Below are 13,960 nucleotides of genomic sequence, written 5' to 3'. Positions count from 1 at the left end.
AAAATACATACTAGCAAGACATATATTTAATGTCAATGTTAAAAAAGACTCAACGATTATATACATTTAGTTATATTTAGTTGATTATTTTCAATAACTGAAATATAACACCTAAAAATGTAATAAGTTGAGTCTATATAACTTTATTTATATTTTTGTTGTAACCACTCTACAACTGTAGGTATCATGTAACCTGTCGGACCCTTTGGACCTTTATATGTAGCACTTTTAATTGTTGCAGGGCCCGCGATATCAAAGTGAATGTGTGGGATGTCACCACTAAAATGCGAAATAAATGCTGCTGCAAACAATGCTTTTCCTTGACCGTTCGTATGATTGACTAAATCTGCTACATCTGATTGTTTAATTAAATGTCTTTCAGTCTCTGTAATAGGTAATTCGAATACTTTTTCGTCTACATGACGTGCAACTGTTAATAAGTTTTTAAGTTCATTTTCAGCATGAGATTGGAAAGCAGCCGCCTTGTCATCACCTAAAGCTACAATCGCTGCACCCGTTAATGTAGCAAAATCAAGAATTAGTTGTGGTTTAAATTGTGTTGCATAGAATACTGCGTCACCTAAAACCATTCTACCTTCAGCATCACTATTCAACATTTCTACCGTTTCACCATTAAGCGCAGTAAATACATCATCTGGTTTCATCGAAGATTCACCAATCATATTTTCAGCTGAAGCGATCACTCCTACAATATTTACAGGTAGCTTTTGCTTAGAGATCGCATCAACCATACCAATAACATTGGCCGCACCGCACATATCATATTTCATAGTTTGCATACCTATCTTAGACTTAATACTATATCCACCGGAATCATATGTAATGCCCTTACCCACTAATGAAATAGGTGGTTCATCAGCTTCTGCACCATAGTATGATACCGTAATTAATCTCGGACCATGATTAGAACCTTTACCTACTGCATGTATTAATCCAAATCCTTCATCTATAATTTTTCGGTGATCTTTGATATCTACACTAACGGAACTCCCTTCGAAATGCTTTTTTATTTCTTCGGCAAAATATTGGGGTGTTAAAATATTCGGAGGCATTTGACTTAGTTCACGAGCATAGTTTATAGATTCACCCAATTGTTGGCCTTCGTTAATCTTCGTTTCTATATTATGCTCTGTCGTTTGTATATAGACTCTACCTTGATATGGAGGCTTTTTATCCGATTTATAATGGTCAAATTCAAAGATAGATTGTGCACTTTGTAAACCTAAAGTTTGACAAATTTCAATAATGTTACCATATTTAGATTTGAAAGTATCTAACAATAATTCACAATCCGTTACATGAACGTCTTTTAAATATTGAAACAACTGACCCCAAACTTTTAATAAACGTTGATATGATAAAATTTTTAAGTTTCCTAGTCCTACAGTTAATAATCTTTTGGGCTTTTCATCAATATAAATAAGCGTTGATGATATTTTGCCGATTGAGCTATTGATGACATGATATTGTTTTAATGTTTCTAATCGCTCTTTAATTAACGTCTTATGATATTTTATCTCACCTAATTGGTTGAGGTGATCTGGCACACCCACCACAATCGTTTCAATTGATGTTGGCGTATCTTGATTAATAAAAAATTGCATATAGATCCTCCGTTCCTCATTATGTATAACAATAATTATAAGTTATGAACACCACAATATTAAACAAAACCACTTTTTACTCTAACTCTAAATAAAAAGCATTTTTGTTTAATTAAGTGTGAAATTCTTCTTCATCATATTTTTTTGATAAAAAATAACCTGAGACAATCATTTTGTCCCAGGTATAATTAAAATATAAACAATCGATGACAAAATTAATTTGAGTTGTTTACATATTTTAACTCTAGTCATCTTTGCTAAGGGAGACAATAAATTATGTCTCGTACCTTTTTATTGTATTTTTAATGTCTATTACTTGATTAAAATTTCCCTTTTTTAAAGGCTAATCCTATGCCACCAAGTTTGTAAATCGCACGAGTATCAATAACTTTCTTCAAGAATGCTGCTTTTTTACCAGCGATATCTCTACCATATACAATTCCAACACCATCATTAGCACCTAATGAACATACAGTTCCACGGTTAACATATTGGAAATCTTGTGTTGATTCACCATTTAATAAACGTTTAATGTTGCTAGCAGTATGCTCACCTTGTTGCATAGCAATTTGAGCTGTTGTTGGTAATGGACGCTCTTCACCAGCTGGAATAAACGCTGAACAATCTCCTATAACGAAGATGTCATTATGACCTTCAATTGTTAAATCTTGTTTATTGATAATGCGTCCACGTTTAACACCTTCAAATGATTCTTCCATTAAATGACTTCCACGCACTCCAGCAGTCCATACAGAAGTTCCAGCTTCTAACTGTTGTTTTTCTCCATTGACTTCAACAACGAAACCTTTTTCATTACAAGCGACAATAGGTGTTGCAATTTTGAATTCTACTCCACGGTCTTCTAAATATTTTACTGCATAACTAACTAAGTCGTCTGAGAACATCGGTAACATTTTAGGTGCTGCTTCAACACATGTTAACTTCACTTTACTTTGATCAACACCATATTTACTGCATAATTCAGGAATTCTATCAGTTAATTCACCTAGAAATTCAATACCTGTAAATCCAGCTCCCCCAACTAAAATAGATAAATCTTTATCATCTTTTTCTTTAGAAGCAGCATAATTTGCGAACTTATCTTCAATGTGACGAGACAACTTACGAGAAGTTAAAACGTTCTCAATTTGGAAAGCATGTTCTTTCATACCATCAATGCCAAATGTTTCGCTAACAAAACCTAGTGCAACAACTAAGATATCAAAGTCATAAACACCCTTATCAGTTTCTACGCGTTTAGCATTACGATCAATTTTTGTTACCTCAGCAACAACAAAATTCACTTTATCTTTGTTGACAGTTTTCTCAACAGGATACAATAAATCTTCATAATTAATCGTACCGGCAGAAGCTTCATGCAACCAAGTTGATTCATAATGATATTCATTCTTATTAATTAAAGTAATTTCCGCTGCATCAGCAGAAAGTTCCTTTTGCAATTTAGTTACAGTTTGTAAACCAGCATAACCTGCACCTAATACGAGCACTTTCTTACGATCTTGAGCCATCTCTAATTCACCTAAGCTTTCATAATATTTTAACCAACCAACAATGTAGATAAAGGCTATAAACATATGACAAGCCAAATTGTCTCTTTCTTTATAGTCTTAGTCAACATTTAAAATTTTCAAGTCTTTTTTGGGTTTTGCTCTTCAGTTGTTCACATAAAAGACACTTTTAATCTAGTTTTAATTTTATAGCTTTTACCCTATATTTTCAAGCTACAATAGGGATAGTTTGTGAAAAGTTTAATTTAATTTCGGATGGCAATATGAAGTTAACATTGCTCTGGATTTCCAGCGACTTTAGCTGTTTTAAATGAACTTCCACAACCACATGAGGCAATAGCATTAGGATTGTCTATTTGAAATCCTCCACCCATAAGTGACTGTTTAAAATCAATTGTTGTTCCATTTAATACTGGAGCATCATTTTGGTCTACTAGAACTTTCAAACCATAATATTCGAGAATTTCATCATTTTCACCAGGTTCTGCTTCGGCTGACATACCATAGGTTAATCCTGTGCATCCTCCACCATTTACTTTAATTTTTAAATAACCATCAGACATGTCGTTATTTTTTAACATGTCTTTAACTTCAAATGCTGCCGCTTCAGTTAAAATGACTGTTGGCATATAAAAAACCTCCCATAATTTTTTAATCTCTATAGCAAATTCGTTATATCATTATCTTCGATATGTTGATATATGTTTTTTAATAAATCGTCTGGTGTGTTACCTTCAACAATATCACCATCTACAAGGGCATACAAGCTACTTGCGCATAGACCACAATTTTGTAGACAACCGTATTCAAGGACATCTATATTAGGATCATTTTCTAATTTTTCAAATACAACATCACTGCCTTTGGCCATATTTGAAATACAGAACTCCACTAATGGAAACATAAGTCACCTTCTTATCTTTATTAGTTTAAACATTATAACAAAGTATTCAATGTCCTGACTATCAGTCGGTATGACGATTTTAATTTTGTTTATCTTTTTAAATTTTATAATAATTAAATTGCATTCTACATTTGTTTGTAGTCATTTTGAAAAATAGATATAATAGTCATGCATACAAGTATTTTATTATAACTATCAGGGACTAGGAATCATCTTCATTTAGAGTATTCTAGTAATTTTTGAAAAGGGTTTCAATAAAACAATTTTAACAAAGGGGTATAAATCAATGAAAAACTTAGTATTACTAGGCGGGGGCTATGGTAATATGCGAATTATGTCGCGCATTTTACCTCATTCAATTCCTGAGGGATATCACTTAACTTTAATCGACCGCATGCCATTCCACGGTTTAAAACCAGAATTTTATGCACTTGCAGCAGGAACTAAATCTGACAAAGAGGTGCGAATCCAATTTCCAGATAGCAGTAAAATTAATACGGTTTATGGGGAAATCAATGATATAGATTTGGACGAACAAATGATAACAGTTGGAAATTCAAAAATAGATTATGACGAACTTATCATTGGTCTAGGGTGTGAGGATAAATATCATAATGTCCCTGGTGCTGAAGCATATACTCATAGCATTCAAACATTATCTAAATCGCGTGATACGTACCATAGAATTAGCGAATTACCTAAAGGGGCGCGTGTAGGTATCGTTGGGGCAGGTTTAAGTGGCATTGAATTAGCGAGCGAACTACGTGAAAGTCGATCAGACTTGGAAATTTTATTATATGATAGAGGGCCTCGAATTTTAAGGAATTTTCCTGAGAAACTAAGTAAATACATATCCAATTGGTTTTCTAAACACAATGTTACTGTAGTACCCAATTCAGTCATCGACAAAGTTGAACCTGGAAAAATTTATAATAATGGTAAACCAGAGAATATTGATTTAGTCGTTTGGACAGCAGGCATACAACCTGTTGAAATTGTGCGTAATCTTCCTATCGATATGAGTACTACTGGACGCGTGATTATTAATCAGTACCATCAAGTCCCAACCTATAGAAATGTCTATGTCGTAGGTGACTGTGCTAATTTACCACATGCACCCAGCGCTCAACTAGCAGAACTACAGGGTGAACAGATTGCTGAGGTGTTGAAGAAGCAATGGAATAACGAACCACTTCCAGATAAAATGCCTGAAATTAAAGTACAAGGCTTTTTAGGCTCTTTAGGTGACAAACAAGGTTTTGCTTATATCATGGATCGAACAGTTACCGGACGACTGGCTTCTATTTTAAAATCAGGTGTTCTGTGGCGCTATAAATATCATAATGGTTAATAAATAAAGAACCTAGGACACTTACATTTTCCTAGGTTCTTTATTATTAATCACAAACAATGACAGAATTGAAAAGTTATTCTTCTCAATAAAAGATGTAGCCCGAAAATGAAGAATTTCACCAGAAAATAACACAGACAATGTCAATTGAGGCACATGGTTAGTATGAATATTGTCCCCCTTCTTTTAATCTTACGTGGTAAAATATGATTCAATAAAACGGGTTATTTGTTTATATTGTATGTAACCATCTGCTACATATTCATCATTCATCGTAACTAATGGGTAAAACAACTCATCTTCATTAATTCTTTCTATAAATTGCATATCATGATCAGTTAAATTTTCAGTATCATTTCGTATGTCAATATATGTAAATTCAAAATGATGTTGAGGAAACTTTCTTAAAAGTAATGCTTGAAGCCATTGATAAGTATCTATAGAAGTAGGTGCATTTACACAACTCGCACAAACGACTTCTGCTCCATATACGACAACACTAATTTTAGTCATTAAAATCCCCTATCTTGTTTTATAGATTTTTACTACTTTATCTATTATAATGTAATAATAATGATTATGAAATAATTGCTCTGAAAGGAGACATGTCACATGCCTACTGAGAATCCAACAATGTTTGATCAAGTAGCAGAAGTTATAGAACGTTTGCGTCCATTTTTACTACGAGATGGTGGCGATTGTACGCTTGTAGATGTTGAAGATGGTATAGTTAAACTACAATTACATGGCGCTTGCGGAACATGTCCTAGTTCTACAATAACCTTAAAAGCTGGCATCGAGCGTGCGCTTCATGAAGAAGTTCCAGGTGTAATAGAAGTAGAACAAGTATTCTAATATATCCCTATATATTTATAAACCTAGGGCTCATAGTGACGTCCTAGGTTTTTTTAATTTGATAGAAATTAATAAATGAAATCATAGCGCACTAATATTAACCCTATGATGCTATATAAACAATAAAATGCTTAGGATACAAAATATTGTTCCTAAGCATTTTATATACTGGCTATCAAAGATAGAAATGAATAGTACTTTACATCGAGGTGTTTCCCTTACAAATCTCGTTACACGGGATGAACAACGAATTCTGTACCTAGTTCACCTAATTTTATTTCGGTTAATAATATTATTTGTTGCCTTGATGTTGATCATCTTGACGACCTTTGTGATGTTTGTGTGGTGGTTTATTTTTAGAATAATCGACTTCATGATTTTTAGGTGCATGACCATCCATATGTCTTGCGATTTGCTGGTCGACGTAAACCCAACCTTTCCATCCAATATGAACAGCATCACTAATTACGTACTTTTCATAGTCCTTGTTTGTCAAATCATAAATTTTTCCACCATTATCAACTACTGTTGAATGAATCTTTTTATATACAGCTTCACGTCTATCTTTTTTGATACCTATATGATCATACCATCTTCCATTTGAAGGTATACTAACATATTGTACATCAGCTCCAGCAGCATGTAGCGTTTGCACTAATAGTTTTAAATCTTGGAACTCAGGTGAGTTAATGTTGAACTCATAATCCCTTTTGATTTTACGCTTGTTTTGTTTTATCAATTTCCAATATGGATCTCTTATATCATATTTATTAGATTGAGTATTTGCTTTGCCGATATCGACAGCTTTATGTTTCATCTCATCCCATGAAGCATCTTCTCTTGTTGCAGGTTTTACTTCTGCTAGAGGTGGCTTAGTGAATGAGAATAATGATTTAATAGCTTCAATCTTAGTTAATTGATTTTCTTTAAATGAAGAAATGTAGTTTCCAGAGACATCATCAGGATGTTTTGCTTGTTCTCTAAGGTATGACTTATTATGTGCATGCGGAAACTGTAACAATCTTTGTGCATACCGTTTCTTCAAATTAGCTGGCATATTTTTTTGGTTAAACATCTGATTGATTTGACTTTGTGACATACGAGCATCAAAGTTTTGATTTGTTAATCCATGATTCGTAAACCATTGTGGAGAAATAATAAATGTAAATTTCTTTCCTTTTAAATTGTCGTATTGCGCTGCAAGTTCAACTGCATTAATTAAATCTGTCGAACCTCCCGCACCGATAAGGAACGTTTCTTTACTAGCATTTTGCTTATTTAGCGCTATACCTGGATTAAAAGGATCATCCTTTTCCAGTTCACTTGAACCATAAATCGGGTAATACTTATTTGACTCGAATAATTTATTTTGAATGAGCGTGCCTTTTAAAACTTGATCAGTTAAAGAAATTCTATTATCAGCTAACGTCTTATTTGTCACAAGACCAGTAAACCAACTTGCAGGTAAAAATAAAAATATAATAAATATGACGCCACTGATTATAATGGGTAAGAATGGTTTCAGTTTCATCGTAACTCTTCTAAAGCTTCTACAATTTTATTAGGAGTTGCCCACTCATCTCTATCAAAGTCCATAATTGACACTTCAATATCCAATTTATTTTGAATTTCCAAAAGTAAACCTACAGTTTGAAATGAATCAATAATACCTTCTTCAAAGATTTCTACATCTGGGTTTTCCTTCACAATGTTATTTTCAGCTACTTCTGCTAATAAATCTAATACTTGTTCTCTAAATTCCATAATTAATTACTCCTTTATTAAATAAATTTGCCTGAGAAAATTAAGAATCCGAAAGTTACAAAATGGAAGGTAATGATGATACTTATAGCTGTAGTGAAACCATTTTGCCAACGTGGTGGATGCTTTTTACGCCAACGCTCATAATAACCATAACCTATGAATAACGCTGCGTGGTATAATCCATATACAATGTAATATACTTCAAGACCATGCCATACTCCCATTATGAAAAAGTTTAAAAAGAACGCTACATTTGACATTGCAAATTGACTTTTTAATAACTTCTTACGTGACATGTAAAATAAAGATCTCATATAGATACAATCTCTAAACCAGAAAGATAAAGTCATATGCCATCTATTCCAAAAATCTTTAATATTTTTGGCTTTGAACGGTTGTTTAAAGTTAGGCGGTGTCTTAATACCATATAAATAACTCACTGCAATCGCGAATAAACTGTATCCTGCAAAATCAAAGAATAAATATAAGCTATAGGCGTACATATATAGCCACATATGAGTAAACCCATGTAGGTTAAGTTGTAAAGGATTAACAGCGTATGTCTGAATCAAATACGCAATAATATATTTATATAAGAACCCTAACATAATCATATGAATTGCTTTGATAACAAGCTCTCTGTACTCTGCACCACTAGGTATTTTCTTATCATCTTTCACATAACGTTTATATCTATCAATAGGTCCAGATGAAATGGTTGGGAAGAAAGAAATGAATTGTATCAATTTCCCTACTTTGATTTCTTTAATAGAACCATCACGAATCTCCATAATTAATTGAACACTTTTGAAAGTGACGTACGAGATACCTAAAAATCCTACAAATTCAATTAATTTACTTTCATGGAAGTGAATTTGATGTCCACCTAACCATGAACTCTGTAATATCTTAACAATTGCTAGAGGGAGAATAGACAATACCATAATTGTTACAAATTTTGTAAATGTATTCTTCCTTTGTCGTGATTGATAGTAGTACATAATGAGGGCAACCTGCCATATGACATAAATAATAAAACAAAAAAGTTGTGCACTTAGATATTTTTGCCCTAACAGATTATGTTTATCTGATGCAAATATAATGACAATCATGATTGCTGTACTTATACCATTGTAAATATAACTTCGCTTACCTAAGAATCCAAGTATTATCACAGGTATAAGAACGATAAATGCAATTAAGAAAAATGTAAATGTGCCATAAGGTATCATCCGTTTACAACCTCGGCAATTTTCTTACGATCTAATTTACCATTTAATGTGAGTGGTAGTCGTTCCATCCATTCGAACTTTCTAGGAATCATATATTCTGGTAAGCGTGATTTAAGTTCGTGTTTAATTTGAGTTGTCATTGCTAAATTATCTTCTACAGATTCAGTAGGTACTACTGCTCCTATTAAATGTACGACCTTTCCATTTTTATAAACCGGCACAACAACAGCCTCTCTTACATGTTTTGACTGGCGTAATTGTGTTTCAATTTCCTCTAGTTCCATACGATAACCATTTAGTTTAATTTGGAAATCAATACGTCCTTGAATAAACCACAATCCATCTTCAATTTTAGCTTTATCCCCAGTATGATATGTTCTGACACCGTCTTCAAAATTAAATACTGCGGCTGTCTTTTCTTCATTCTTTAAATAACCTAAACTGACGCTTTGCCCCTCAATGACAAGTTCTCCTTCTTCAGTAGCAAATAATCTTGTACCAGGTCTAGCCACACCAACTGGTAAAGGATTATATTGATTTAAAATTTCTTCTGTGATTTGTATACTTGTGACTGCAACAGTAGCTTCAGTTGGTCCATATGTGTTATAAATCATTGAATTCGGAAATCTTTCAACTAAGACTTTAGCTGTTTTATGCGGTAAAATTTCCCCACAGAAAAAGAATTGCTTTAAGCTATTATATTGTTGTTCATTTAAATTAGGTAATAATAAACACATTTCTATAAAAGAAGGCGTAGAAACCCAAACATTCATCGGTGTTTGAACTAACATTTCGTTCAATAGTTTAGGTTTTTTGATCATATCTTTATCAACAAGATTTAAAGTACCACCTGATGTTAAACAAGGATAGATTGCCATTACTGATAAATCAAACGAAAATGGCGCTTGATTTAACCATTCTTTACCAGTACCAGTTTTATTTAAAGATACCATCCATTCTGCGAATTCATTTAAACTTGCATATTCAATTTGTACACCTTTAGGTTCTCCCGTAGATCCTGATGTAAAAATTGTATATACTACATCGTTTTGCTTCATTTGACTATCAAAGACAATTGGATATTGTGAATCCTGAATATTGCTAACCTTAAGCACTTGTGCATTTGTCTGTTCCAAAGTCTCATATGAAGTATTGAAAATGATTTCCGGTTGTACTTTATCAATAATCATATTCACACGTTCTTTTGGAACAGAAGTATCGATAGGAACATAACCGCAACCGGATTTAATCGCTCCAATCATACCAACAATCATGTAAGGTGACATGTGACCATATAAAATCATTGGCTTTTTACTATCTTGTAATAGATGTGCTAACTTACTTGATTCTTCATCAAGTTGTTTATATGTTAACTCATCATTTGTATGTCTAACCGCAACTGCTTCAGGTTGTTCCTGTACAAAGTGGTTTAGAATATTAATTAAGTCTGCCATAACTACTCTCCCTCATTAGAATTCATTATAAATGAAGTTGTTTTGTGTATCACCACTACCATAAATTAAATACAACGCTATAAAAATAGCTAAATATAACAAAGTGATTAAGTAAGGCTTCATTTTATTAAAATATTTGTTAGAAGGCTCTTTTCCTTTCATTTTTAAATAGCACCTCTCAAACTCTAACTATTATTAATCGTAAATCTTCTCAATGTTCTTATATAAAATCATGTACTATGAACCGTAATCATTACTAATAGACATCAAGCAATACAATATACATTTTATATTTTAATTTTACAATTCATTATATCTAGGTTTCAAATATAATTCAATTCAAATTTTATGTCTTTATTAGAATTGTATTGAAATTTTTACATATTCAAATCATATGTCAACGACTCAATTAGAAATGGTTCTCTCTTTTTAAGAACAACATTATTTTAATTCTAAAGCCATGATTAGACAATTACAGTGGATATAACAAAATTGTTAGTTTTATCAAATAAAAAAATTCACGTTATCACATTCAATTGATGGAATATGACTAACGTGAATAAATTTTAAAAGTGTAAAGAGGTTACAGGAGTTAGTGGTGCATCATTATTTAATACTGCTTTAATATTATCTATACAAAGTTGTACCATTCGATTTCTAGTGACTTGAGATGAACTTCCTATGTGAGGTAACACCACAGCGTTAGGTAATTTCAGTATTGGATGGTCAGGTTGAATAGGTTCTTGACGCATAACATCTAAACCACATGCTTGTATCTCATGATTTTTTAATGCTTCTAAAAGTGCTTCCTCATCTACAATTGCACCTCTTCCAATATTAATGAAGACAGCATCATTTTTCATTTTATTAAAAGCTCGAGCATCAAATTGATTCTCAGTTTCCTTAGTTAAAGGTGCTGTGCAAATAATAAAATCACTTTGTTCAAGTAAAGAGTTAAATGTTACATATGTGGCATTTAACTCTCTTTCAGCATTTAAGTCACGTTTGCGATTGTGATATATTATCCGTGCATCAAACCCTCGTAAGCGACGTGCAAACGCTTTTCCTATATCACCCATTCCAAAAATACCAACAGTTGCACCGTAAACATCTTTTCCTGATAATAAGTAGGGTCCCCAACTTTTCCACTTACCCTCTTGAATATATGAAGTCGCTTCAATGATTCTACGAGCTACAGTAAGCATCAATGTAAACCCTAGTTCGGCAGTTGTCTCTGTCAGTACGTGAGGTGTATTGGTAACAACTACACCATGTTTCTTTGCTAATGAAATATCAATATTATCAAAACCTACAGCCATATTAGCAATCACTTTAAGTTTTGGTGCCCTGAGAAATACTTCTTCATCAATATGCTCACTCAATGTGATCACACATGCTGTTGCATCTTCAACGTTAGCAAGAAATGACTCTCTAGACATGGGCGTTAAATCGTGTTCCCACATGACAACTTGCCCTATTTTTTTAAGTTGTTCAATGTAGTGTTGTGGAATTTGACGTGTTACGAGTATTTTATTCATATGCACACCTCTATTAATTTCAAAACAGATAGATGATAATTTTATTTTTCTAATTCTGCAATAGCTACATTTAAATCTTTAAATGAATACGTAGGCGGTATTTCTTTAGATTGAATATCTTCATACGTACTCACACCAGTTTGAACATGTATCGTATCAATACCCACGTTAATACCTGACATAATGTCTGTGTCATATAAATCACCAACCATTGCAACTTCTGATTTTTCTAATCCAAGTATATCTAAAGACTTAGACATTATAATTGTTTCAGGTTTACCGATAAACTCTGGCTGAATGCCAGTAGAGACGCTGACCACACTCGTAATAGCACCATTACCAGGTAAAAAACCTCTCTCTTTAGGTATGGATACATCTGGATTGGTAGATATAAATTTAGCTCCATTACGTACAGCTAATGTTGCAATTGATAATTTTTCATATGTGACCTTTTCGTCTAAACCAATAACTACATAATCAACATGTTCATCGTTTTTTATTGAAAGCCCTGCATCAGTTAGTGCAGTTTTAAGTCCATGGCCACCAATCATATATACAGTTGCATTAGGATGCTGTTCAGAGATATAATCCGCTGTTGCCAATGCTGACGTTACAACTTCATCTGGTTTAGCATCAATATGCATCTCACGTAATTTCTCAGTAACTTGAACAGGTGTCTTTGTAGAATTATTAGTTACATATAGATGAGGGATATGATTATTATTTAAATAATCTATAAATTGTGCGGCACCGTCAATTTCCTCTGTGCCTTTATACATTGTCCCATCTAAATCGATTAAGTATGCCTGATAATGTTTCACTAGTTATTCTCTCCTTTTCCAAATGCGGTAATTGGTACATTTTCATTTTCTAAAAATTGTCCTACTTCTTGAATAAATTGCTTATAGTATGGTAGTGCATCATCAAATAACGGCTCAATTTTATTCATATTTAAATCGATATAGTGATGTGCAAACTGTTTTCTAACATCAATAGTTTGATTGATATGTGATTGTGTTTCTTTTGAAATTACATTTTCCAATTCTAAAATATCTATTACATCTTTATAATTACCAGGATCTCTTAAAATAAACCCATCTATAATCATATTGCCGATATCTACAGAAGATTCAATTAACATTTGACCAATTCGTTCAAAAGCATATGGATTCCTTTTATTATCATTGTAATCTTCAGTGAGCTTTTGTAAGTAAGTGATTTTCTGAGTTAGTTTATCTTTATCTACGAAATACATTCGCTTGTCACCTCTTCATACATCTAATAAGTTAATCATACCATAGTTTTGCAGTCATCATCATTTGTCGTTATACTTAAATATAATAGTTTTCGCAATGTAAAGGAGCGTCAGAGATATGATAGATATGTATTTATATGATGATGAAGAACAAAGCCAAGTACAGTTCGTCGGCTTTGTTGGTGAGCATAGTCGCTACGACTTAATGCTTGTACAAACAGATAGACACTACGGTAAAACTTTAGTTTTAAATATGCAGACTAATCAATTTGGCATTATAGGTTCAGATGATATAGAAGAAGAAGGTTACATTTCTCATATATTAGGAGTATCAAAGGAAGAAGCAGATGAAATTATTGAATATTTAAATGAGGTTATTCAATAGAAGCGTTATGTTATAAAAGTCCACTTAAATTGAGATTAGACTGACCCCAATTAGTGGGAATTATATAA

At 32.7% G+C, this 13,960-nt stretch carries 16 protein-coding genes; 3 read left to right on the top strand and 13 right to left on the bottom strand.

Annotated elements, in window-relative coordinates:
* Nucleotides 1-143 precede the first annotated feature (143 nt).
* The 4 genes from HMPREF3058_RS01905 to HMPREF3058_RS01890 all read right to left on the bottom strand — a co-directional run bounded on the left by HMPREF3058_RS01905 (nt 144) and on the right by HMPREF3058_RS01890 (nt 4,058).
* The gene (locus HMPREF3058_RS01905; protein ID WP_002486000.1) at nt 144-1,625 is read right to left on the bottom strand and encodes a M17 family metallopeptidase; all 1,482 of its coding nucleotides are present in this window, start codon (nt 1,623-1,625) and stop codon (nt 144-146) included.
* Nucleotides 1,626-1,945: 320 nt separating this feature from the next.
* A complete protein-coding gene (locus tag HMPREF3058_RS01900; protein ID WP_002487575.1) occupies nt 1,946-3,154 on the bottom strand; it encodes an NAD(P)/FAD-dependent oxidoreductase in 1,209 nt (402 codons plus the stop codon).
* A 269-nt stretch (nt 3,155-3,423) separates the two neighbouring features.
* On the bottom strand, nt 3,424-3,783 hold the full coding sequence (locus tag HMPREF3058_RS01895) for a HesB/IscA family protein (protein WP_002446034.1): 360 nt from the start codon (nt 3,781-3,783) through the stop codon (nt 3,424-3,426).
* Between the two features lie 29 nt (nt 3,784-3,812).
* A complete protein-coding gene (locus HMPREF3058_RS01890; RefSeq protein WP_001831896.1) occupies nt 3,813-4,058 on the bottom strand; it encodes a YuzB family protein in 246 nt (81 codons plus the stop codon).
* A 286-nt stretch (nt 4,059-4,344) separates the two neighbouring features.
* On the opposite strand from HMPREF3058_RS01890, the gene HMPREF3058_RS01885 reads away from it, so the two are divergent.
* Nucleotides 4,345-5,409 (top strand): NAD(P)/FAD-dependent oxidoreductase, encoded by a 1,065-nt coding sequence (locus tag HMPREF3058_RS01885; RefSeq protein ID WP_002475034.1) that lies wholly within the window; start codon nt 4,345-4,347, stop codon nt 5,407-5,409.
* A 192-nt stretch (nt 5,410-5,601) separates the two neighbouring features.
* On the opposite strand, the gene HMPREF3058_RS01880 is transcribed toward HMPREF3058_RS01885, so the two are convergent.
* Entirely contained in the window at nt 5,602-5,922 is a 321-nt protein-coding gene (locus tag HMPREF3058_RS01880; protein ID WP_002446032.1) for a YuzD family protein, read from the bottom strand.
* 99 nt (nt 5,923-6,021) lie between these two features.
* Here HMPREF3058_RS01880 and HMPREF3058_RS01875 point away from each other — a divergent pair, with 99 nt between their 5' ends.
* Nucleotides 6,022-6,264 (top strand): NifU family protein, encoded by a 243-nt coding sequence (locus HMPREF3058_RS01875; protein WP_001831958.1) that lies wholly within the window; start codon nt 6,022-6,024, stop codon nt 6,262-6,264.
* Between the two features lie 292 nt (nt 6,265-6,556).
* Here the strand turns inward: HMPREF3058_RS01875 and dltD are convergent, their stop codons facing one another.
* The 8 genes from dltD to HMPREF3058_RS01835 form a co-directional block, all read right to left on the bottom strand.
* Nucleotides 6,557-7,795 carry a D-alanyl-lipoteichoic acid biosynthesis protein DltD gene (gene dltD / locus HMPREF3058_RS01870; RefSeq protein ID WP_002487577.1) on the bottom strand — a complete coding sequence of 413 codons (1,239 nt, stop codon included), beginning with the start codon at nt 7,793-7,795 and terminating at the stop codon, nt 6,557-6,559.
* Complete coding sequence (dltC, locus tag HMPREF3058_RS01865) at nt 7,792-8,028, bottom strand: D-alanine--poly(phosphoribitol) ligase subunit 2 (protein ID WP_001831996.1); 237 nt, start codon at nt 8,026-8,028, stop codon at nt 7,792-7,794. Before dltC ends, dltD begins: the two co-directional genes overlap by 4 nt.
* A 17-nt stretch (nt 8,029-8,045) precedes the next feature.
* Complete coding sequence (gene dltB / locus HMPREF3058_RS01860) at nt 8,046-9,260, bottom strand: D-alanyl-lipoteichoic acid biosynthesis protein DltB (RefSeq protein ID WP_002491131.1); 1,215 nt, start codon at nt 9,258-9,260, stop codon at nt 8,046-8,048.
* The gene (dltA, locus tag HMPREF3058_RS01855; RefSeq protein ID WP_070731064.1) at nt 9,257-10,714 is read right to left on the bottom strand and encodes a D-alanine--poly(phosphoribitol) ligase subunit DltA; all 1,458 of its coding nucleotides are present in this window, start codon (nt 10,712-10,714) and stop codon (nt 9,257-9,259) included. The genes dltB and dltA overlap by 4 nt, the downstream gene beginning before the upstream one ends.
* A 15-nt stretch (nt 10,715-10,729) precedes the next feature.
* Entirely contained in the window at nt 10,730-10,876 is a 147-nt protein-coding gene (locus HMPREF3058_RS01850; protein ID WP_002487569.1) for a teichoic acid D-Ala incorporation-associated protein DltX, read from the bottom strand.
* A gap of 404 nt (nt 10,877-11,280) precedes the next feature.
* The gene (locus HMPREF3058_RS01845; RefSeq protein ID WP_002487572.1) at nt 11,281-12,252 is read right to left on the bottom strand and encodes a 2-hydroxyacid dehydrogenase; all 972 of its coding nucleotides are present in this window, start codon (nt 12,250-12,252) and stop codon (nt 11,281-11,283) included.
* Nucleotides 12,253-12,293: 41 nt separating this feature from the next.
* The gene (locus HMPREF3058_RS01840; protein ID WP_002446027.1) at nt 12,294-13,073 is read right to left on the bottom strand and encodes a TIGR01457 family HAD-type hydrolase; all 780 of its coding nucleotides are present in this window, start codon (nt 13,071-13,073) and stop codon (nt 12,294-12,296) included.
* On the bottom strand, nt 13,073-13,507 hold the full coding sequence (locus HMPREF3058_RS01835) for a DUF86 domain-containing protein (protein WP_002487573.1): 435 nt from the start codon (nt 13,505-13,507) through the stop codon (nt 13,073-13,075). Before HMPREF3058_RS01835 ends, HMPREF3058_RS01840 begins: the two co-directional genes overlap by 1 nt.
* A gap of 118 nt (nt 13,508-13,625) precedes the next feature.
* Here HMPREF3058_RS01835 and HMPREF3058_RS01830 point away from each other — a divergent pair, with 118 nt between their 5' ends.
* Entirely contained in the window at nt 13,626-13,892 is a 267-nt protein-coding gene (locus tag HMPREF3058_RS01830) for a DUF3055 domain-containing protein (RefSeq protein ID WP_002439025.1), read from the top strand.
* Nucleotides 13,893-13,960 lie beyond the last annotated feature (68 nt).

This window comes from Staphylococcus sp. HMSC068G11, assembly GCF_001815825.1.
Lineage (GTDB): Bacteria > Bacillota > Bacilli > Staphylococcales > Staphylococcaceae > Staphylococcus > Staphylococcus epidermidis.
This window is presented reverse-complemented; position numbering and strand designations above follow the sequence as displayed.